We start from the raw sequence: 20,665 nt of genomic DNA on the forward strand, positions 1-20,665 counted from the left end.
CATGCCCCTCGAACAGCGCATCAACTGGACGGTCCTCCCGGCCGGGCTCTCAGAGGACGGCACCCGGGCACGGGTGTCGGTGTTCGTGACGCCTCGGCTCTACCCGTCCGACGAGGCGAACCCGACGCTGCTCGGTTTCACCGACTTCCACGACTGGCCGCGGACGGTCATGGCGGCCACCTTCGCGTTCGCCACGACCAGTGGCCCCGAGTCGCCGCCCGTGCCCTTCACCGATCCGCTCCGGCCGCAGGTCCCGGAACCGAACACGAGCCTGTGGACGAGCCTTTTCGATGGCGGCACCCGGCTGGAGCCCTACCCCGACCCGCCCGAGCAGCACTTGACCACCTACTCCGCTCAAGGGGTCCGCACCTACACGAAGGCCGTCTATGCGGCGGCGGCGAAGGACCACGCGGAGGCGCCGCCCCCGACAAGGGAACTGCTGCGCTCACAGTCCACGGTGCCCGCCGGCTCCCAGACGAGGCTCCACCGAGGTGGCGTCACCGACGCCGACGCGGTTCCTCCGGAACTGGAGGCTCTGCATGCGTTCTACCTCCCCTCGAAGGCTGCCGGGCCCACGGCCGGCGGGTCGCCGACCGGATTGGGGACAGCGGTCGCCGCGGAGCCTGCGCCCGGTGAGCCGCCCGCGGCCGGCCAGGACGAGCAACCCCCGCCACCACCGTCCCCGCCGCATCCCGACTTCCACACGATGCTCGGCTCACTCGGCGACCACCCCGTGCTGCTCCAGCACCTCGGACTGGTGCTGACCTTCGAAGTACCGGGGCTTGCTCCGTCCGGGCTCCCTCCGTCCAGGGGCGAGCGGTTCCTGACCGTCGTCCCCCACTGGGACCCGGCACCGGGCGTCCTGTCGTACGACGTCGCCTGCCTCACCCGTTACTACTTCGGCGTGGACCCCCTCTCCCCGGATCCGTCCACCCCGGGCCGTCGCGTCTTTCTCGCCGCGCAGCCCCCTCCCGCCGAGCCCCCGCCTGCCGATGACCCGTCTACGGCCCTGGCGGCTCCTTCCCGTGGCCTGGAGGAGTTCTCGGCGGACTTCTCCGTCGAGCAGGCGGACGTCGACGGTGCCGCGCTCAATATGGTGGGGGTGTCCGAGGACGCCATGGGACTGACCCCCCTGCGCAACCCCGGTATCTCGCTGGTCCGGAACGGACGCATGGCCAGTCTGGAGCCGGAGTTGGACCGGGCGCGGACTCACAACGACAGGTTCGACGCGCTGGTCGATCATCAGAAGCAGCAGGACGGCCAGGCCCCCCGGAACCTCGGGAACCCCCAGCCCCCCCAAGATCAGCCGCCGCCGCCCGTGCTCACCGCCCGGGACCTGGTCCGCGGCCACCGGATGGACATATGGGACGAGCAGCGGAACGCCTGGTTCTCGCTGCACGCGCGCGACGTGGAGTACCGGAAGGCCCACGGCGGGCCGCTCCTGCTGACCGCCTCCGACGAAGGCTTCTTCCAGACCCACGCGGTCTCACCGCCGGACGGTTCCGCGCTGCACGTACCCGAACCGCTGGCCGTCTGGCGTGGCTGGTCCCTGTCCGCTCCATTCCCGGGCCTCGTGCTGGACACCGACGAGGGGGACCCCTCCGGCCACAGGCCGCCCAACTCCCCCGTGCCACTCCGGAACGAGGCACCGCCGGGAGTGCCGTTGGAGATCACGGTCAAGGCGGGGCACGCCGCACTGCCGGCACTGCGGTACCGCCACGCGTACCGGGTGCGCCTGCGTACCGTCGACCTGGCCGGCCATGGCCTCGACCTGGAGCAGGCCGATGCCCTGACGCACCTGCCCGGCGTGACGGTCCCCGACCGGCCGCTGGTCTTCCAGCGGTTCGAGACGGTGTCGGCGCCGGCGGTGGTACCGCGACTGCCGTTCACCGAGGGCGCCTCCACCTTCCGGATGGTCATCCGCAGCAGCCCGGGGGACCGGCCGCCACCGGCCGCTCCGCCCGGCCCGGCGCGGAGCGGGACGAGTATCTCGCTGGCCAATGTCAAGCCCGAACTGAGGAACGCCGACGTCGCCGTCGTCCAGAGGGCACTCCTCGCCTTGGGCCACGACATCCCGGGAGGCGCGGACGGTCACTTCGGGAGGCTGACGAGAGACGCCTACGCCGCGGAGCAACGCAAGCAGGGCTTCTCCGGGAGCGGCGCGGACGGCGTCCCCGGCTGCGCGTCCCTCACCAGCCTGGGCCTCAAGAGTGGCTTCACCGTCGTCGACTGCCCTCCGAGCTCGGGGCCGGCCCCCGACGGCGGCAGCACGGCGGAGCAGTACGCCGCGGCGTTCAATCGGTCGCCGCTGGTCGCCGAAAAGGGGCACCGCCCCTACCGGGGTGTCGACGAACGGCACGTGGTGGCGCCGAAAGTGGCGCTGCAGTGCGTGGAATGGCACGGGCTGCTGGACGAGGCCATCGGCTCCACCGATCCCACCGTGCAGAACGCGGTCTACGAACTGGCCGTACGCGAGAGCGATTCCCTGGACGACCCCGGCCCGGACGTCCGTCTGGAGCCCGTCGACTCACCGGCGGCGGACCCCGAGCACCCGGCGGTGATCGCGCTGCACACGGGTGAACAGGTCGACATGCGCGGTCTGCCCGACCCCCTGGCCCGGGCGGCCGCCCTGTTCGACCTGCCGGGAATGCCCGCCGGCCGGCCGTTCCTCATCCCCTGGGGCGGCGACGTCTGGCACCGTCCGAGATCCTTCCGGCTGCGGCTGACCGAAGGAACCGCGCCGCCCGGCTTCGACGAGGCGACCCGGGTGCTGACCGTGTCTCTGCCCAAGGGGGCCGTGGCCACCGTCCGCGTGTGCTCCAGCATCGACTTCGACGAGAACCTCATGGGCATGGCTTCCTGGTGCCGTGAGGTGACGACACCGGCGGGACTCGCGCCGCAGTCGGAGGAGCAGGCCGCGGCGTCGAGTGCGATGGAGTCGCGGAAGGCGGACCGCGCGCTGGAGCTTGCCGCGGCAGGTCGTCACTGGATGTTCACTCCCTGGCACGAGCTGACTCTCGTCCACGCGGTCGAGAAGCCCCTGAGGACCCCCGTCCTCGACCTGTTCCCGACGGGGACCCGACGCCCCGAGAAGGCGACGGCGGAGCATCTGGCCGGGACCATCGCGCTGGACGAGAGCAGTACGGGCCGGGTCGATCTGGTCGCGGAGTGGACCGAGGTGACGGACGCGGGCCCCGACGGACGTGCCACCCAGGAGATGACCGCGCCGGTGTTCGGGCTTCTGACGGCGAGGGCCGGCCCGGAAGGCAGCCCTGAGAAGAAATCCGCCGTCCTCCGGAACGGCGTCCTCACCTTCAGCACCGAGACGGCCGAGCAGGAGGCCGCGAAGGACACCCCGCCCCTCATCGGGAAACACGAGTTCGGTGACACCAAATACCGCATGGTGCGCTATCACCCGCTGGCGGGAAGCCGGTTCGGCGACTGCTTCCCGCCGGATTTCGCCGGGCCCGGCGCCGGCGAGCTGACCGTACCGGGCACCGCGCAGGAGCACCCGGTGCTCAGCAGCGCGGCCCCCATGGCTCCGCGGGTCCTGTACTGCGTACCCACGCTCTCCCTGGAGCAGGACCACGGGACGTCCGACGTCATAGTCCGGCGACGGCGCGGCGGAGGCATACGGGTGTACGTAGGCCGCCGCTGGTGGTCCTCCGGAGACGGTGAACTGCTCGGCGTGGTCCTCGGCGAGCCGCCCGGCGGCGACCCGGAGTCCCTGCGCGACGCCAAGGTCACCCTGATGGGCAGGGACCCTCTCCACCGTTCCGCCCCGGTCGTGGCCCCGACCCCGGAGATGTTCACCAACGCGGTGGGGGAGCCCAGGCGACTCGCCATGGGCCTGCTCCCCGGGAACCTCCCCGTGACCGTCGTGAGCTTCCCCCCGCAGTTCGACGCGGACGACAAGGACGACAAAAACGAGGAGGACGAGGAGAACGGCCGCTGGTTCTTCGACCTGGACCTGGACACCGGCGACACCTGTCTGCCCTTCGTCCGCCTCGCCCTGGTCCGCTACCAGCCCCACTCGATCGACGGAGCCGAGATCTCCCCGGTCGTCCTCGCCGACCTGGTCCGCACCCTGCCCGACCGGGAACTGACGGTCCGGCCCGGCCGGTCGCTCACCGTCAGCCTCACCGGCCCTTCCTGGAACCCGACCGATTCCCCGCCGCCGCAGATCACCGCCACGCTGCAGCGTCGGCACGACGTCATCAGCGACAAGGATCTCGGGTGGGTGACCCTGGACGAGACCGCCACCACCCTCGTCTCGGCCGAGGCGGAGTCGTCCGACAGGCCGACCTACTCGGGCCACATCGAGGTACCGCCCGTACGGCGCGGGGTCCCCCTGCGCCTGCTGGTGATGGAGACCGAGGGCGTCCCGGCCGACGGCCCCACCCCGCCCACGCCCGCCGGCCCGGTGATCTACTGCGACACCGTCGACCTCCCACCCTTGAACGACGGTCCTGACGGCGATCGTGACGACCATGACGACGATGACCGGCGCGACAGACATGACCGTCCGGACGACGACCAGGACGGTCGCGGCCGGCGCGGCCGAGGCGGCGACTTCCGCCACCGCTGACTCCCGAAGGGAGATCCTCATGCCTGACGAAACACTGCAGGACACCTTGCCCAGTCCGCAGACCGACGCCACCGACCGGTTCGAGGCGGCCCCCGACCCGGACGGGACCCTGATCCCGATACCGAGGGAAGCACCGGCCGGGCATCCGATCCGCGACGACGCCACGATCAGTGTCAGCCCGCTCCAGGGCAGCGGCTACTACGTGACGATCTACAACGGTCCGCCCGAGAGCTCGGGGGAGCTGGACGACTTCATCGCCGAACTGCTCACCGAGGCATCGCTGGCGCGCCTGGAGCAACTGTTCGCCGAGACCGCGGCCGGAGGCGTCATCAGATTCCTGGCGGCACCGGTCGGAGTGCTCATCTCGCTCCTGACCTCGACGCCCACGCTGAACGAGCAGTTCATCCGCACGAGACTGGACGACGGCACCCAGGTCACCTACGCGGTTCTGTCCCCGGGGGAGTGAAGCGCTACCGCCCCGGACGGCGCCGGTCTCCGGAGGCCGCCTGGTCCTCGGCCTGTGCCCGGTACAGGCGGCGCAGCCGCACCACGCCCAGGTCGTGCTGGTAGAGGTTCTCCCGCTGGTCGGCGTCGGCCGGCATGGACTCCAGCATCACCCGGTCCTGCTCCAGGACCTCCCAGTGGCGCTTCTCGATGAGCGTCTTGTATAGGAAGCGCCAGGTGTCGCGCTGCCAGCCCTGCACGCGCCGGTAGCGCCAGAAGAAGACCCCGCAGCGATCCTCGTCGACCGGGCACACCATGCCGACGATGCCGAACGCGCCCCCCGGGCCGGCGGACCGCGGGTACGGGATGGACAGGTCGACCCAGTCGATACCGGTGCGGCACAACTCGACCCAGTCGAAGTTGACGCCCCGCTGGTCGGTCTTCTCGAAGAAGTAGCCGCGGTCGGTCTCCCGGATGCGGAACTTCGCCGTCGTGTCCCCCTCGAACATCGTGTGCGACTCGTGATGGAGGAAGGCGCCGTGCATGGGGTCGAGCAGATTCTCCACCGCGTAGCGCCACGGTACGTTCCACTCGGCGTAGCAGAGGATGGCCTCCGTGTCCGGGTCGGTGAGGGGGCCGGGGAGGGTCAGCGCGACCGGGTCGGGGTGCTCCTCGTCCCCGAAGTACGCGAGGATCGCGCCGCCGACCTCGCGCACCGGCAGCGAGGTGACGAGCTTCTTGCCCTCGAGGTTGCAGCCGGGCAGGCCGGGAACGGACGAGACGGTGCCGTCGGTCTCCACCTCGACGCCGTGGTACCAGCAGGCCACCCGGTCGCCCAGGTGCTTGCCGAGGGACAGGGGAGCGCCGCGGTGCGGACAGCGGTCGGCGAGCATCGACAGGCGGCCGTCGGAGCGGCGGAAGAGCAGCCACTGCTCGCCGAGCGCGGTGACCTTGCGCATGGCCCCCGGGGCGACGAAGTGCGAGGGGACGACGGCGTGCCACTGGTTGCGCAGGCCGTTGGCGTAGATGTGCTCGGCGGTGGCGGAGGTCGACAGCGTCATGGTCAGGCTCCCAGTCGGTGCATCTCGGCGCGGAAGGACTGTTCGGTCCACGGGGCGCCGTCGGGCGCGTGGACCTTGCGGGCGTTGAGCCCGCGTACCACGTCGGCCGGCTCGTGGCCTTCCCGCGTGAACACCTCTTCGAGGGTGGCGGCCAGCTTGTACTCGTAGGGGGTCGGCTCGTGCGTACGGCTCTGGTGGATCTCGAGGTACGGCCATGTGCCGGTCGCGGAGTTGGTCACGGTGCGTCTCCTGAGAGCGGGGGAGGAGGGGGTCACAGGTCGAGGACGAGTCGGCCGGAGGCACAGCGCGAGACGCAGATCATCATCGTCGCGCCCGCCGCCTGTTCGGCCTCGCTGAGCAGCAGGTCGCGATGGTCCGGGGTGCCGTCGAGCACCCGTGTCTCGCAGGAGCCGCAGATACCGTCCCGGCAGGAGCTGCGCACGCTCAGCCCGGCGTCCTCGGCGGCCTGGAGGATCGAGGTGCCGGCGGCCACGGACAGCGTGACGCCCGAGGTGCGGCACTCGACCTCGAACGCCTCGTCGTCGCCGGAGCGCTCCACGACGGGCGCCGCGAACCGTTCCAGGCGCAGTCGATCGCCGGGGCAGCGCGCCTCGACGGCGGCGAGCAACGGTTCCGGGCCGCAGGAGTACACGAGCGTGCCTCCGGGCAGGTCGGCGAGCGCCGCGTCCAGGTCGATGTGCCCGTGCTCGTCCTGCGGGACGAGGGTCACCTGGCCGCCGTGCACGGCCAGGGCCGTCAGTTCCGCGGTGAACGCCATGGAAGCACGGGTGCGCCCGCCGTAGACCATGCGCCACGTGGCGCCGCGCCGGGCGGCCTCCCGTGCCATCGCCAGCAGGGGGGTGATACCGATGCCGCCGGCGATGAACACGTACCCGGCCGCGTCCTCCAGCGTGAAGTGGTTGCGCGGCTCGCCGACGGTGACCGGCCGGCCGGGGCGCAGCGTGCTGTGCACATAGCGGGAACCGCCGCGTGAGGCGGGCTCGTTGAGCACACCGATCCGGTAGCTGTCGGTGGTGCGTGGGTCGCCGCACAGGCTGTACTGCCTGATCTGCCCGCCGACGTGGACGTCGAGATGCGCCCCGGGCGTCCACCCGGGCAGTGGCTTGCCCTCCGGGTGGACGAGTTCGACGGACAGGACGCCCTCGGCCTCCCATGTCATCCGGTGGACGATCAGCCGCAGGGAGTTCTCGCTCATGCCTGCCGCCTCCTTCCTGGCTTACTGGCCCGGGATCTTCACGGGCGGGGTGAACGGGTTCTTCATGGGGCCCAGCGCCGCCAGGTCGACCTCGACGAGCGCCGGCCCGCCGGACGCGACGGCCTGACCGATCACGGGCGCGGCGTGCTCTTCGGCGCCGATCCGCAGATACGGCAGCCCGCAGGCCCGTGCGAGGAGATCGAAGTGCGGGGGGGCGAGGTCGACGCCGGAACGGCGCTCGCCGTAGCGGTCCTGCATGTTGCGCAGTACGCCGTAGCCGCCGTCGTTGAAGACGATCAGGGTCAGCCGGGGCCTCTCCTGGGCGAGAGTGAGCAGCTCACCGAGGTGCACCGCGAGCCCGCCGTCGCCCGCCAGCACCACGGTGGGCGCGTCGGGGCGGGCCAGCGCGGCGCCGATGCCCATGCCGAGTCCCTGCCCGATGCCGCCGCCGCGCGGGAAGACGTTGTCGCGTGGGTCGTAGATCTCCAGGAGCCGGTTGCCCCAGCTGCTCGACGCGATGGTGACGTCGCGGGCGACGACCGCCTCGCGGGGGAGTGCGGCTCGGAGGGCGTCGCAGATGGCGGCCTGGGGGCCGATGTCGTCGTGAAGGACGGACCGCACCTCGCTCCGGACCTTCGTCACACGCTCCGTCCAGTCGCTGTCGGCGAGCCGCGCGTGCGGCAGCATGCCCGCCAGGACCGTGGCCGCGTCGCCGTGCAGCGCGTGCCGGGCCGGGTGGACGCGGCCGAGGGCCGCGGCGTCGATGTCGGTCTGGATGTGTGCCTCGGGCAGCTTCAGCCCGTAGTCGGCGGTCTCGTTGGAGCGGAAGTGGGTGCCCACGGTCAGCAGCACGTCGGCGTCGGCGAGCAGCGCCCGCCCGGCCGGGGTGGTGGCGAAGTTCCCGATGACCTGCGGGTGGTCCTCGGGCACCGATCCGCGCCCGGAGTTGGAGGTGAGCAGACCGGCGCCGGTCGCGGACAGCAGCGCGCCCAGTTCGGTACGGGCCCGGGTGGCGCCGCCGCCCGCCCAGATCAGGGGCCGTCGAGCGGAGGCCAGCAGTGCCCCGGCGGCGGTGAGTTCACCGTCGGAGGGTGCCGGGACGGTGCTGGCCGGGGCCGGCTCGGCGATGTCCGTCTGGGCCGCGTACTGCAGGTCGATCGGCCATTCCACGCTCGCCGGTCCGCCCGGCGCGGTGAGCGCGGCCCGGGCCGCCTCGCGCAGGATCCGGCCCGCGTCGTCGGCGGACGGCACCGTGGCGGCGTACTTGGACACCGCCGTCAGCATGCCGAGCTGGTCCTTGGTCTCGTGGATGAAGCCACGCCCGCTGCCGAGGAACCGGCTCTCCACCTGACCGGTGACGTGCAGTACGGACGTGCCCGAGCTGAGCGACTCGATCAGGGATCCGGCCGCGTTGCCCGCTCCGGTGCCCGTCGAGGTCAGGGCGCAGCCGATGGAGCCACGGGCCCGCCCGTAGGCGTCGGCGGCGTTCACGGCGGACGCCTCGTGCCGTACCGGCACGAACCTCAGTTCACGGTCGACGGCCTCCACCAGCGGCAGGTTGTGCACGCTGACGATGCCGAAGACGGTGTCGACGCCCAGGTCGCGCAGGACCGCGACGAGGAGATCGCCTCCGTTGTCGTAACGCATGATGGGTCTCCTCAGAGGATGGAGCGGCCGACGCCGCCACAGACGTCGATGCTGGTGCCGGTGATGTACGAGGCCCGGGGCGAGAGCAGCGCGACGACGGCGTACGCGACCTCCTCGGCCCGGCCGAGCCGGCCGAGCGCGATGCCGCGGTCGGCGGCGAGCTCCGCCTGCCAGTCCTCGTAGCTCGTGCCCGGGTCGGCGGCCGCGTGGCGGCGGGTCCACTGACCCGTGTCGATGAGCCCCAGGCAGACGGAGTTGACCCGGATGCCCTCGGGCGCCAGCTCCACCGACAGGGACTTGGCGAGGTTGAGGATGCCGGCGCGGGCGGCGCTCGTCGTGATGAGCCGGGTCTCGGGCTGCTTGGCGAGAACCGCGTTGATGTTCACGACGCTCGCCGCGTCCGAGGCGGCGAGATGGGGGCGGGCCGCGTGGAGCGGGTTGAGGACCCCGGAGAACTTCAGCTCCAGCTCGTCGCGCCAGTCGTCGGCGGTGGACTGGTCGAGGTTCTTCATCCGGGACTGGCCGGCGTTGTTGACCAGTCCGTCGACGCCGCCGAACGTCCCGGCCGTGCGCCGTACGAACTCCTCGACGGCGGTGGCGTCCCGTACGTCGCAGACGCCGGTCAGCAGCCGCTCGTCGCCGAGCCGGGCGGCGGCCTTCACCAGCCGGTCGGTGTCGCGGCCGCACATGGCGACGTTGGCGCCCTCGTCGAGCAGGGCGCGGACCGTGGCCAGGCCGACGCCCGAGCTGCCGCCGGTGACCACGATGGTGCGGTCGGCGAGGCCCAGATCCATGGCAGTTGTCTCCTGTGGGGCGGGTGCGGTCGAGGGGATGAGGGGGGCCGGCCAGGTCAGTGCATCGTGAAGCCGCCGTTGACGGCGATGACCTGTCCGGTGAGGTAGCGGGACTCCGGGCCGAGCAGGAAGGCGACGATCCCGGTGATGTCGTCGGGTTGCTGGGGGCGGGAGATGGCACGGCCCGCGCGGTAGAGGTCGTGCCGCTCCGCGGGCACGGTCTCGGTCGCCTCGCACTCGGTGAGGCCTGGCGCGACGGCGTTCACGGTGACGCCCCTGTCGCCCAGTTCGCGGGCCATGGCCCGGGTCAGCGTGATCACCGCTCCCTTGGAGGCGATGTAGTGGGCGAGCCGCGGCGACCCGTACAGGGCGGCGTCGGAGGCGAGGTTCACGATCCGGCCGCCCGCGCCGTGGGCGAGCAGCTGGGGCAGCAGGGCTTTCGACACCAGCCAGGGGCTGCGGGCGTTGACCGTCATGATCCGGTCCCACACGTCGACGTCGATGTCCTGGAACTCCTTGCCGCCGACGCCATTGGCGAGTGCGGCGTTGTTGACGACTCCGTGCAACGGCCCCAACTTTGCGACAGATGCCGCGAGTTTCTCGACGGATGACGGGTCCGCGACATCACAGCGGACGAAATGGGCGTGGGAGCCCTCGTCGCGCAGCCGCGCGGCGGCGTCCTCACCCCGGTCCCGGTCCAGCTCGGCGACGACGACGCGGAAGCCGTCCGCGCCGGCCCGGCGGGCCATGGCCAGTCCCAGGCCACGGCCCGCGCCGGTGACGACGACGGTGCGCCGCTCAGTCACGGGTGACACCGTGCATCGGCGAGTGCTCGGGGTACGTCGGCACCTGCGGCTTCCGCGTACCGATCACCACACAGAACAGGGCGTCGGTGTCGCCCTCGTTCTTGAGTGAGCGGGCCACACCCGCCGGGACGACGATCATGTCCCGGTAGCCGAGGGTGCGGTACTCCACCTCGTCCTTGCCGCGGTGGATGCCGACCCGGACCTGTCCTTCGAGGACGAAGAAGGCCTCCTCGACGTCGTGGTGGGTGTGCTCTGGGCCCTCCGCGCCGGGCGGGAGCAGCATGTTGGAGAAGGTGAAGCCGCCGGACGGCAGGATCCGGTTGTCGCCCTCGTGGTTCCCGGTGGCGCCGGAGCCGACGTAGCGGATCTGGGCACGGCGGTACTGGTCGCCGGCCTTCGCCTGGAAGGCGAGGGTGTTCCAGTCGGGCTCGCGGGAGTCCTTCGTCGCGATGAGCGAGTCGGTGTACCGGGCGAGGTCGCCGCCGTTGTCGTACTCGGTGGTGGTCACAGGCATGGTCACAGCTCCTTTTCGGGGGTGGACGCCGCTTCCGGGCGTTCCGGGATGCGGTCGGTGATGCGGAGGTGGGCGAGGACCCAGGCGTTGAAGGCCCCGGGCTGCTCCTGGTTGGCCAGGTGACCGGCGTCCTTGACGATCACGTAGGCGGTCCTGCGGACGGCGCCGGCAATGGCCTGACTGGCCTCGACGCCGGTGACGTGGTCCTGGTCGCCGCACAGGACGAGCGTGGGCGCGGCGATCGTGGCGAGTTCGCCGCGCAGATCCGCCGTCGCCATGGACTCGGCGGCGTGTGCGTAGCCGGGCAGCCGTACGGACGTGGCCATCGTGTCCACGACCTTGCGCACCAGCTCCGGGGGCGCGCCCGCCGACACGAGCCGGGGCCCGCGGCCCTCGGCGAACGCCCGGGGTCCGAGTTCGGCCAGTTCGGAGGCCCGCTGCCGCATGCCGGTGGCCTTCGCCGCCTCGGTGCCCGACCCGGGGCTGGAGTCCGCGACGATCAGCGAGGCGACGAGCTCCGGGTGACGGACGGCGAGCCTGAGCGCGATGACGCCGCCCCAGGAGACGCCGAGAACATGGGCGTTCGCGCCGCGCTCGCGGATGAGGGCGGCCGCCGTGTCAGCGAAGTCGTCGAGGGTGAGGGGGCCCTCGGCGTCCGCGGACCTGGCGTACCCGGGGGCGTCCCAGGCCACCACCCGTGCGTACGCGGACAGTTCGGCCAGCTGGGGCGCGAAGGCCGCGGACGAGGAGCCGATGCCGTGCAGGCACAGCAGCAGCGGTCCGTGCTCGCCGGCCTCCTCGACGTGGACGCCGGCCGTGGTGCGGCTGCGGACCGTCGGGGCGCCGGTCACAGGATCTGCCCCGTACGCCCGGCCAGCGCCGCCAGGCTGCGCAGTACCGCGTGCGGAACGACCTGGCTGGTCGCGGGGTTGCCCGGGTCCGGCAGGTGGGCCACCTCGAAGCGGTACGCGCCGTGCGGCCCGGACGCCTCGACGACGTGCGTGGTGCGGTGGGCGCCCGGATCGGCGACGACCCGGACCCGCACAGCGTCCAGGTCACCGACGGCCAGCGCGACCGACGCGGCCACGTTCGTCGACTTCGGGAACTTCACCGGTACGTCGCGTGCGGTGCCGGACATGACATCGACCGGACCGGTCGCGGTACGCATCCGGGACAGCAGCTCTTCGTCCATCCACGGCTGTTCGAGCGTGGCCGGCAGCTTGGTCGTCACCAGGCTCACCTCGTCCAGCGGGCCGAGCGAGCGCACCGCCTGCAGCAGGTCGAGGCCGCCGACCGCGCCGCCCGTGAAGTACACCCGGCCGGGCCCCCCGGCGAGCAGTCGTTCGGCGAGGTCGTCGTCGGTCAGCGCGCCGGTCGAGGCGATCAGCAGGTCGGTGCCGGAGGCCAGTACGCGCTCGCCCCACTCCCGTACGACGCCCTGGCCCGCCGCCTCCACGATCAGATCGCAGAGCTCCAGTGCCTCGGCGAACGTGACCTGGGCGGCGGGCGCGGCCTCGCCCAGCGGGCGGTTGTCGACGACGCACACCAACTCGGCGCCGGGCACCCCGCCTTCGGCGAGTGCCGTCCCGACGACCCGGCCGATCGCACCCCAGCCGACGATGCCGACCTTGCGTGTCATCATGCGCGGACTCCCTCGGACACGGATCCCGATGCCGACGCGGATGCGGTGGCGACGGTGGCCGTGGTGGCGAGCGGGCCGGGGTCGGGGGAGCCCGCCATGTGGCAGCGGATCTCCTTCGACGGCGGGCCCGCCGTTCCCCACAGGTCGGAGAGCTCGGGAACGCGTCGCCACACCCGGGCGATCCAGGCGTCCTCGACGATCTGGGCGACCTCCGAGGTGTACTCGCAGACCAGCCCGGACGGGTCGGTGAAGTAGGAGAAGGTGTTGTCGCCCGGTCCGTGCCGGCCGGGGCCCCACTGCGGGGTGATGCCGTGGTGGCGCAGCCGGCCCAGACCCCGCATGAAGTGGTCGACCGAGGTCATCTCGTACGCCACATGGTTCAGCGACGCCCACTCCGCCTGGTTGAAGGCGATGCAGTGGTGGTCGGCGTTGCAGCGCAGGAACGCCATCTGGTGTTCGGACCAGTCCGAGACGCGTAGTCCCAGGACATCGCGGTAGAAGGCGACCGAGGCGTCGATGTCCGTCGTGTTGAGCACGGCGTGGGTGACCCCCACGGGCACCGCGCCGTCACGGCCGCGCGCGGTGACCGCCTCGACGTGGGCGCTGATCTCGATGAGCCGGTGCTCGGGATCGGTGAACCGCAGCCCGTAGCCGCCGCCCGCCTGGTCCAGCGGGCCGGGGCCGAAGACCGGGACGATGCCGCGTGCCTCCAGCCGCCGGGCGGCCTCGTCGACCTCGGCCGGGGTCGCGACGGCGAAGGCGATCCGGCCGAGGCCCACCCGGTCCCGCCGTGTGAGGTGCAGGACGTGGTGCTCGTCCCCGGTGCCGCGCAGCCAGCGGGCCCCGGTGTCGCACGCGACCGTCTCCAGACCCCAGACCTGTTCGTAGAAGTCGGCGGCCTCGGTGAAGGCGGGCGTGTGGAGCTCGACGTAGCGCAGCGAGCGCAGCCGGGCGATCGGACCGGGCGGTGGTGGGTGCATGGGTGTCTCCAGACAGACGGACAGACGGGCGCGCCGCCGGGCGGAAGGGGGTGCCGGGTCAGTTGGCCCAGGGGAGCGGGGCGTCGGAGGTGCCCCAGTACAGGGACTTCTGGCGCTGGTAGGCGCGGATCGCCTCGCGGCCCTTCTCGGTGCCGAGGCCGCTGGCCTTCCAGCCGCTGAACGGGGTGGACGCGCTGAACTGCTTGTAGGTGTTGATCCACACCGTGCCCGCGTCGATCCGGCGCGCCAGGCGCCAGGCGGCCCGGTGGTCGCGGGTCCAGATGCCGCACGCGAGTCCGTACACGGTGTCGTTCGCCTGGCGGACCAGATCGTCCTCGTCGTCGTAGGGCAGGGCGACGAGTACCGGGCCGAAGATCTCCTCCTGGCAGGTGCGCGAGGTGTTCGGCAGACCGTCGAGGACGGTCGGCAGGTAGTACGAGCCGTCCTGGTACTCCGCGCCCTCCGGTACGGCCCCGCCGCACAGCACCCGGGCGCCCTCGGAGCGTGCCAGGTCCACGTAGGCGGCGACGGAGTCCCGGTGCAGACGGTGCACGAGCGGTCCCACCTGGGTGCCGGGATCGGTGCCGGGGCCGACACGCAACTTCGATACACGCTCGACGAGTTCGGTCAGGAAAGCGTCGTAGATGTCGCGGGCGACGAAGAGCCGTGAACCGGCGATGCAGGACTGGCCGCTGGAGGAGAAGATCCCGAACATCACTCCGGCCAGCGCCTGTTCGATGTCGGCGTCCGCGCGGACGATCGTCGGTGACTTGCCGCCCAGCTCCAGCGACGCGGGAATCAGCCGGTCCGCGGCGACGGCGGCGATGGACCGGCCGGTGGCCGTGCCGCCGGTGAATCCGATCCGGGCCACCAGGGGATGCCTGACCAAGGCGTCGCCGACCACCCGGCCGCTGCCGGGCAGCACCGAGAGCAGCGCGGTGGGCAGGCCGAACTCCTCCAGCGCCTGTGTGATCAGGCGGCCGAGGGCCAGGGAGACCAGAGGGGTCCAGGCGGCGGGCTTGAGGAGGACGGCGTTGCCGGCCGCGAGCGCGGGGGCGATCTTCTGGGCGTCGCTGGCGACGGGGGAGTTCCACGGGTTGATCGCACCGACCACGCCGAGGGGCTCGTGCACGCTCATCGTGACGTACTCGCCCCGGGAGGGTGTGATGGTCTCCTCCGCCGTCTCCAGGGCGGCCGCGATGAAGCGGAACGTGCCGGCCGCGCTGAGCGTGAGGGCCCTGGTCTCGGCGAGCGTCTTGCCGGTGTCCGCGGTCTGCAGGGCGGACAGTTCGCCGGCCGCCTCCTCGGTCAACTCCGCGATGCGGTGCAGCAGCCGGGCCCGCCGATGGGGGAGCAGGTCCCGCCAGGCCGGGTCGGCGGCGGCCTGGGCAGCGGCCTCGGCGGCCTCCGCCACCTCTTCGGGCGAGGCGCCGGTCAGCGTGGTGAGCACCTGGCCCGTGGCCGGATCGACGGACTCGAGGGGTTCGCCCGCGCCGCGACGCCACTGGCCCGCGATCAGGATGTCGGTGGGGATGCGAGACACGGCACTACCTCCGGGCAGCGGGACGGGGGATCACCCGGAGCCCGGGCCGGGCTCTCGGTCGATCGTCTCGATCAAGCACTAGAAATCTAAGCGCTTAACTATCTCCTGACAAGCCCCTTGGGTAGACGGGCAGCTCGGTTGCGGATTTCTCGAGGAGCGCCAGAGATAGTTAGGCCATTAACCATTGACCGCTTAGGTAACGCGCCCTACTGTCTCGGCAACCTCTCTGTTCGCGGAAGGAACCCTCATGACGACTGTGGCCGGCCGGCCCGCCCTGGGAGCGATAGCTGCCAGACTCGAGCGACTGCCCCACTCCCGCTGGCACGTGAAGGTCCGGTTCCTGATCGGCGCCGTCACGTTCTTCGAGGCGTTCGACCAGCTGCTGACCGCCTCCGCGCTCCCCGTCCTGACGAAGCAATGGCATCTGACCACGGGGCAGGCCACATTCGTCGTGACCGCCGGTTCCATCGGCATGCTCCTGGGTGCGCTGGCCGCCGGCTGGATGGGCGACCGGATCGGCCGGGTGCGGACGGTCGCCCTCGGTGTCGCCGTCACCGCTCTGGGCTCGCTCGCCGTCGCCCTCTCGAACGGCATCGAGGTCTTCTCGCTGTTCCGCTTCGTGCAGGGGCTCGGCATCGGCGGAGTGGTCCCCGTCGCCGCCACCTACATCAACGAGATCGCCCGCTCCGACCGGCGCGGCCGGTTCGTCCTGCTATACGAGATGATCTTCCCGGCCGGTCTGGCGGCCGCGAGTCTGGTCGCCGTCTGGGTCGTCCCCCACCTCGGCTGGCGGGCCATGTTCGTCCTCGGAGCACTGCCGGTCCTGCTCGCCGCGACGCTGCGGCGCCAGGTCGCCGAGTCCCCGCGCTGGCTACTGGCCCGCGGGCGCACCGAGGAGGCCGAGGAGGTCATCGCCCGGATCGAGGCCGAGGTAGTGCGCTCGACGGGCGGGCCGCTCCCCGCGCCCTCCCCGTCCACCGCGGCCGAGGACCGGGAACAGGGCCGTCTGCGGGAGCTGTTCACCGGGCGATACCTGCGCCGTACCGCGGTCGTCTCGGCGCTCTGGTTCGCCGCGTACTACGTCAACCACGGCATCTCCACCTGGCTGCCGTCGCTCTACACCAAGTACTTCGGCCTCGACCTGACCGCCGCCCTCGTCTGCACCCTGCTCAGCAATGTCACCGGACTGCTCGGCACGCTGGTCGTCGCCCTGTTGATCGACCGCATGGGCCGCAGGGCCGCCCTGGCGGCCGCGCTCGGCGGGACCGCGGTCACCCTCGGCGCGCTCGCACTCGTGGGCGTGACCTCCGGCTTCCAGGTCGCCGTCTTCGCCTCATGCGCGACCTTCTTTCTGTACGCGGTCAACGCGGGCCTGTACCTCTACTCGCCCGAGCTGTACCCGACGCACAACCGGGCCAAGGGTGCCGCGTTCGGCGGCCTGTGGAATCGGCTCGGTGTCATCCTCGGACCGATCACCGTCGGTGCGATCCTCGGCGCCGGCGGCAGCCTGACGACCGTTTTCGCACAGCTCGCCGGGGTGGCGGCGGTGGGCACGGCGGTCGCCCTGTTCGCCGTGGAGACCAAGGGCAGGACGCTGGAGGAGCTGAACTCCTGAGAGCGGGCCGGAGCGGCAGGTGGACGGGAGCGGAACCACCGCGCCGGTGCACCTGTCTTGAGTGTCCGTCCCCGGGGCCCGAGCAGCACCGCCGGCCGGTGCCGATCCGAGGGACCCAGCCTCGCGAGCAGCTCCCCCTCCAGGGCCGCCCCCATCGCAGTGGCCCGGTCGGATGGCTCGATGCCGGCCGCGGTTCCCGCAGCGGCGGTGCTGCCGGCCCTTGTGGCCATCAGAGCCTCCGTGCGCCGCTCCGACCGCCGAGCCGAAGCCGGCGGCCGCCTCGCTCGCGTCCCACGATCACCTCAGAGCTAAGATTCTCAGGGGCATGATATGTACCGCGCCAGCGCCCGGGCCGCGGGCGCACGAGGGGACGAACATGGCAGCACGCAAGGCGGCGCGTCGGGATGCCGTGGCGATGGTGATCGACGACTGGGCGCGGGAACGGCCCGAGCTGGACACGAGCCCCCTGGAGGTTCTCGCCCGGCTGCACCGCTCGTTCCTGCGCTACAGCACCAAACTCACCACCTCGATAGAGCGGCACGGGCTGTCCGTCGCCGGCTTCGACGTGCTGACCGCGCTGCGGCGTTCCGGGGCGCCGTACCGGCTGACCGCGGGCCAGCTCGCCGACTCGGGGCTGGTGTCGTCCGCGGGGGTCACCTTGCGGATAGACCGCCTGGAGAAGGACGGCCTGATCGTGCGCGAGCGGGACGCCGAAGACCGCAGGGTGGTCTATTCGCGGCTCACCGAAAAGGGCCTCGCCACGGTGGATGAGGTGTTCGCCGAGCATCTGGACAACGAACGTCGGATGCTCGCCGATCTCTCGCCTCCCGAGCGTCGCCAACTCGCACGGCTGCTGGGCAAGCTGGAGGACTCGATTCTCGCGTCGGACGAGGAGCCGCCCTCCGCTCCCTGACAAGGAGGCGCCGGGACCGGCGGAGACGGTTCGAAGGGCGCGCCGGCGCACACCTTGGACGAGCTTGCCATGCGGCCCCCCGGACGCGAGGTCCAGAGGGCCGAGCCGACACGACGCCCATCCATGTCCGGCCGGGCCCATCCGCGCACTACCTGCACGAACCGGCCCGCAGAGAAGGCTACCGACTACCCGCAGTGGACGCCGTCGTGGGAAACCTGGGCCGTGCCCCACGAGCCAAGGATTTCCCCGTAGATCGATATGCACCGATCCGTAGCGGACAATGAGACGGGTCCGGCGTAATACGCGTAGAGCCCCTCGTCGGTCACCTTCTTCTCCGAGTAACAGCCCGAACCGGAAGTGCCGGCCTTGCATCGGTCAAGGGTGACATTCGTCAGGGTCGGCGTACCGTACGCGCCGGACGAGTTCTTGACCGTCGCCGCGCAGTTGTAACCGGTGGAGGAGTCGTAGTAGAGGTAGACATTGCCTCTCGACACCCCACCGTTGTCCTTCACCGGATACGTGCTGATAACAGACCCTGAGCAGCCGTATCCTGCGGCACTCGCCGCCGGCGCGGCGATCAAAGTGGCCCCCACGGTCGCCATGGCCACAACAAGTCCGGAAGCAATGGTTCGTTTCCGCATGCACCCTCCATGATTAAATCCCCCCGCGGTTGACCACGAGTGGGTGACGCTGTTCCGACTGGCCATGCGTCACGACGTCGGCGCGCGACCGGTCGAAGCTATTACAGGAATCCCCCGAACTGAGCGCCATCGGAACCCGTCTGGCGATTCAGAGAAAATGACAGGGGGTTATGTTCGCGCGCCGACATAGTAACATCAACTGAATCATGCGCAGGTCGTCGGACGGTGCAAACCTTGGGAGTTGGCGCGATGGCGGCGCCTCTTCGGGTGCATCAACGCACACTCAGGGCTTCATCGATTCGTCGGCCGGTGCCCGTCCGTCAAGCGCGCGTGCGGTTCGCCGGCTACCGCTTTCCGTAAAGGCGTCAAGGGTGCCTTTTCTTGGTGGATTCGGTGCGAAGCCGCCCCATCCGTGCCGCACTTCCACGCCCGTCTCTCAGGCGTCCGTCATCGACCGGCCGAAGTATTCGGCGACGGGCGTACGCGGCGTTCAGCGTTCCGCCGGTGGAGGAGGTCCACCGGCGCCATCCTGAGTGACTGCAGCGGCGCGGCCCTCGGCAGTGCTTCGACAGGGGCGCCGTTCGGCCCGCGGGTGGCCCGGGGCGGATTCACTCGGAGTCCGTTCATTGACGCGAGCCGTCGGGGCAGTTGCGGAGTGTGGTTGCCCTGTCGGGTTGCCTGGAGCGCGACGATGCCTCCAGGCAACCGACTTCAGGTTCTAGAAGAACCCAAGTTTCTTCGGGCTGTAGGAACAAAGAAGGTTCTTCGTCTGCTGGTAGTGGTCGAGCATCATCCTGTGCGTCTCGCGGCCGATCCCGGACTGCTTGTAGCCGCCGAACGCGGCATGCGCCGGGTAGGCGTGGTAGCAGTTCGTCCAGACGCGGCCCGCCTGGATCGCGCGGCCCGCGCGATAAGCGGTGTTGACGTCTCGGGTCCACACGCCAGCGCCGAGGCCGTACAGGGTGTCGTTCGCGATCTTGATGGCGTCGTCGAAGTCGTCGAACGAGGCCACCGAGACGACGGGTCCGAAGATCTCCTCCTGGAAGACCCGCATACGGTTGTCGCCCTCGAAGATGGTCGGCTGGACGTAGTAGCCGCCCTTCAGCTCCCCGTCGTACTCGATGCGTTCGCCACCGGTGAGGACTTTGGCGCCCTCCTGCCGTCCGATGTCCAGGTAGGAGAGGATCTTCTCCAGTTGGTCGTTGGAGGCCTGTGCGCCGATCATCGTGTCGGTGTCGAGCGGGTGCCCCGGCTTGATCAGCCGGGTGCGGGCCACGGCAGCCTCCAGGAAGTCGGCGTAGTGGCCACGCTGGACGAGCGCCCGGGAGGGGCAGGTGCACACCTCTCCCTGGTTGAGCGCGAACATCGTGAAGCCCTCGAGCGCCTTGTCCCGGAAGTCGTCGTCGTGCGCCCAGACGTCGTCGAAGAAGATGTTCGGGGACTTGCCGCCGAGTTCCAGGGTGACGGGCTTGATGTTCTCCGAGGCGTACTGCATGATCAGCCGCCCGGTCGTGGTCTCCCCGGTGAACGCCACCTTCGCCACCCGCGGGCTGGAGGCCAGCGGCTTGCCCGCCTCCGCGCCGAAGCCGTTGACGATGTTCAGCACGCCCGGCGGCAGCAGGTCGGCGATCAGGCTCACCCAGTAGTGGATGGACGCCGGGGTCTGCTCGGCCGGCTTGAGGACGACCGCGTTGCCCGCGGCGAGCGCCGGCGCGAGCTTCCAGGTGGCCATCAGGATCGGGAAGTTCCACGGGATGATCTGCGCGACCACGCCCAGCGGCTCGTGGAAGTGGTACGCCACCGTGTCGTCGTCGATCTCGCTCAGCGAGCCCTCCTGCGCGCGGATGGCGCCCGCGAAGTAGCGGAAGTGGTCGATGGCGAGCGGGATGTCCGCCGCGAGCGTCTCCCGCACCGGCTTGCCGTTCTCCCAGCTCTCGGCCACCGCGAGAGCCTCGAGGTTCGCCTGCATGCGGTCCGCGATCCGCAGCAGGACGTCGGAACGTTCCGCCACCGCCGTGCGGCCCCATCCGGGCGCGGCCTCGTGCGCCGCGTCCAGCGCCCGCTCGACGTCCTCCGCGGTGCCGCGCGCGATCTCGGTGAACGGCTGCCCGTTGACCGGTGACGGATTCTCGAAGTACTGCCCGCGTACCGGCGGCACGTACTCGCCGCCGATGAAGTGGTCGTAGCGCGCCTGGTAGGAGACGATCGCGCCCTCGGAGCCGGGCGCCGCGTAACGGGTCATGCTGGTCTGCCTCCCGGTG

At 71.1% G+C, this 20,665-nt stretch carries 17 protein-coding genes; 4 read left to right on the top strand and 13 right to left on the bottom strand.

Annotated elements, in window-relative coordinates:
* Window position 1: 1 nt before the first annotated feature.
* Complete coding sequence (locus tag ACZ6B1_RS13685) at window positions 2–4,588, top strand: peptidoglycan-binding domain-containing protein (RefSeq protein ID WP_468777872.1); 4,587 nt, start codon at window positions 2–4, stop codon at window positions 4,586–4,588.
* Window positions 4,589–4,607: 19 nt separating this feature from the next.
* Window positions 4,608–5,054, top strand: coding sequence for a hypothetical protein (locus tag ACZ6B1_RS13690; protein WP_468777874.1), 447 nt, complete (start codon window positions 4,608–4,610; stop codon window positions 5,052–5,054).
* Between the two features lie 4 nt (window positions 5,055–5,058).
* Here ACZ6B1_RS13690 and ACZ6B1_RS13695 read toward each other — a convergent pair whose 3' ends face one another.
* The 11 genes from ACZ6B1_RS13695 to ACZ6B1_RS13745 are packed head-to-tail and all read right to left on the bottom strand — an operon-like array spanning window position 5,059 to window position 15,235.
* Complete coding sequence (locus ACZ6B1_RS13695) at window positions 5,059–6,093, bottom strand: Rieske 2Fe-2S domain-containing protein (protein WP_468777877.1); 1,035 nt, start codon at window positions 6,091–6,093, stop codon at window positions 5,059–5,061.
* 2 nt (window positions 6,094–6,095) lie between these two features.
* Window positions 6,096–6,332, bottom strand: coding sequence for a recombinase-like helix-turn-helix domain-containing protein (locus tag ACZ6B1_RS13700; RefSeq protein ID WP_468777879.1), 237 nt, complete (start codon window positions 6,330–6,332; stop codon window positions 6,096–6,098).
* Window positions 6,333–6,364: 32 nt separating this feature from the next.
* The gene (locus ACZ6B1_RS13705) at window positions 6,365–7,309 is read right to left on the bottom strand and encodes a PDR/VanB family oxidoreductase (protein ID WP_468777882.1); all 945 of its coding nucleotides are present in this window, start codon (window positions 7,307–7,309) and stop codon (window positions 6,365–6,367) included.
* Window positions 7,310–7,330: 21 nt separating this feature from the next.
* Window positions 7,331–8,956, bottom strand: coding sequence for a thiamine pyrophosphate-binding protein (locus tag ACZ6B1_RS13710; protein WP_468777884.1), 1,626 nt, complete (start codon window positions 8,954–8,956; stop codon window positions 7,331–7,333).
* Between the two features lie 11 nt (window positions 8,957–8,967).
* Entirely contained in the window at window positions 8,968–9,750 is a 783-nt protein-coding gene (locus tag ACZ6B1_RS13715; RefSeq protein WP_468777885.1) for an SDR family oxidoreductase, read from the bottom strand.
* A 56-nt stretch (window positions 9,751–9,806) separates the two neighbouring features.
* Window positions 9,807–10,556 carry an SDR family oxidoreductase gene (locus ACZ6B1_RS13720; RefSeq protein WP_468777888.1) on the bottom strand — a complete coding sequence of 250 codons (750 nt, stop codon included), beginning with the start codon at window positions 10,554–10,556 and terminating at the stop codon, window positions 9,807–9,809.
* On the bottom strand, window positions 10,549–11,070 hold the full coding sequence (locus tag ACZ6B1_RS13725; protein ID WP_468777890.1) for a cupin domain-containing protein: 522 nt from the start codon (window positions 11,068–11,070) through the stop codon (window positions 10,549–10,551). The genes ACZ6B1_RS13720 and ACZ6B1_RS13725 overlap by 8 nt, the downstream gene beginning before the upstream one ends.
* Before the next feature lie 2 nt (window positions 11,071–11,072).
* The gene (locus ACZ6B1_RS13730; RefSeq protein WP_468777893.1) at window positions 11,073–11,921 is read right to left on the bottom strand and encodes an alpha/beta fold hydrolase; all 849 of its coding nucleotides are present in this window, start codon (window positions 11,919–11,921) and stop codon (window positions 11,073–11,075) included.
* Complete coding sequence (locus ACZ6B1_RS13735) at window positions 11,918–12,712, bottom strand: aspartate dehydrogenase domain-containing protein (RefSeq protein WP_468777895.1); 795 nt, start codon at window positions 12,710–12,712, stop codon at window positions 11,918–11,920. The genes ACZ6B1_RS13730 and ACZ6B1_RS13735 overlap by 4 nt, the downstream gene beginning before the upstream one ends.
* Window positions 12,709–13,692, bottom strand: a complete 984-nt coding sequence (locus ACZ6B1_RS13740; RefSeq protein ID WP_468777897.1) for a VOC family protein — start codon at window positions 13,690–13,692, stop codon at window positions 12,709–12,711. The genes ACZ6B1_RS13735 and ACZ6B1_RS13740 overlap by 4 nt, the downstream gene beginning before the upstream one ends.
* A 58-nt stretch (window positions 13,693–13,750) precedes the next feature.
* Window positions 13,751–15,235: an aldehyde dehydrogenase gene (locus ACZ6B1_RS13745; RefSeq protein ID WP_468777900.1), complete on the bottom strand. Its 1,485-nt coding sequence runs from the start codon at window positions 15,233–15,235 to the stop codon at window positions 13,751–13,753.
* A gap of 247 nt (window positions 15,236–15,482) precedes the next feature.
* On the opposite strand from ACZ6B1_RS13745, the gene ACZ6B1_RS13750 reads away from it, so the two are divergent.
* Both ACZ6B1_RS13750 and ACZ6B1_RS13755 read left to right on the top strand, forming a co-directional pair.
* Complete coding sequence (locus tag ACZ6B1_RS13750; protein ID WP_468777902.1) at window positions 15,483–16,850, top strand: MFS transporter; 1,368 nt, start codon at window positions 15,483–15,485, stop codon at window positions 16,848–16,850.
* A gap of 376 nt (window positions 16,851–17,226) precedes the next feature.
* Entirely contained in the window at window positions 17,227–17,763 is a 537-nt protein-coding gene (locus ACZ6B1_RS13755) for a MarR family winged helix-turn-helix transcriptional regulator (protein WP_468777904.1), read from the top strand.
* 185 nt (window positions 17,764–17,948) lie between these two features.
* Here ACZ6B1_RS13755 and ACZ6B1_RS13760 read toward each other — a convergent pair whose 3' ends face one another.
* Together ACZ6B1_RS13760 and exaC are read right to left on the bottom strand one after the other, a co-directional pair.
* Entirely contained in the window at window positions 17,949–18,404 is a 456-nt protein-coding gene (locus tag ACZ6B1_RS13760) for a hypothetical protein (protein ID WP_468777906.1), read from the bottom strand.
* Window positions 18,405–19,122: 718 nt separating this feature from the next.
* The gene (gene exaC, locus ACZ6B1_RS13765) at window positions 19,123–20,646 is read right to left on the bottom strand and encodes an acetaldehyde dehydrogenase ExaC (protein ID WP_468777908.1); all 1,524 of its coding nucleotides are present in this window, start codon (window positions 20,644–20,646) and stop codon (window positions 19,123–19,125) included.
* Window positions 20,647–20,665 lie beyond the last annotated feature (19 nt).

It is taken from the genome of Streptomyces sp. NPDC041129, assembly GCF_055592265.1.

Excerpts from the sequence above, each read along its gene's own strand:
- ACZ6B1_RS13750 (WP_468777902.1), top strand. The coding sequence starts at position 15,483 with ATGACGACTGTGGCCGGCCGGCCCGCCCTGGGAGCGATAGCTGCCAGA.
- ACZ6B1_RS13740 (WP_468777897.1), bottom strand. The coding sequence starts at position 13,692 with ATGCACCCACCACCGCCCGGTCCGATCGCCCGGCTGCGCTCGCTGCGC.
- ACZ6B1_RS13695 (WP_468777877.1), bottom strand. The coding sequence starts at position 6,093 with ATGACGCTGTCGACCTCCGCCACCGCCGAGCACATCTACGCCAACGGC.
- exaC (WP_468777908.1), bottom strand. The coding sequence starts at position 20,646 with ATGACCCGTTACGCGGCGCCCGGCTCCGAGGGCGCGATCGTCTCCTAC.
- ACZ6B1_RS13760 (WP_468777906.1), bottom strand. The coding sequence starts at position 18,404 with ATGCGGAAACGAACCATTGCTTCCGGACTTGTTGTGGCCATGGCGACC.
- ACZ6B1_RS13755 (WP_468777904.1), top strand. The coding sequence starts at position 17,227 with ATGGCAGCACGCAAGGCGGCGCGTCGGGATGCCGTGGCGATGGTGATC.
- ACZ6B1_RS13690 (WP_468777874.1), top strand. The coding sequence starts at position 4,608 with ATGCCTGACGAAACACTGCAGGACACCTTGCCCAGTCCGCAGACCGAC.
- ACZ6B1_RS13710 (WP_468777884.1), bottom strand. The coding sequence starts at position 8,956 with ATGCGTTACGACAACGGAGGCGATCTCCTCGTCGCGGTCCTGCGCGAC.
- ACZ6B1_RS13735 (WP_468777895.1), bottom strand. The coding sequence starts at position 12,712 with ATGATGACACGCAAGGTCGGCATCGTCGGCTGGGGTGCGATCGGCCGG.
- ACZ6B1_RS13685 (WP_468777872.1), top strand. The coding sequence starts at position 2 with ATGCCCCTCGAACAGCGCATCAACTGGACGGTCCTCCCGGCCGGGCTC.
- ACZ6B1_RS13715 (WP_468777885.1), bottom strand. The coding sequence starts at position 9,750 with ATGGATCTGGGCCTCGCCGACCGCACCATCGTGGTCACCGGCGGCAGC.
- ACZ6B1_RS13705 (WP_468777882.1), bottom strand. The coding sequence starts at position 7,309 with ATGAGCGAGAACTCCCTGCGGCTGATCGTCCACCGGATGACATGGGAG.
- ACZ6B1_RS13725 (WP_468777890.1), bottom strand. The coding sequence starts at position 11,070 with ATGCCTGTGACCACCACCGAGTACGACAACGGCGGCGACCTCGCCCGG.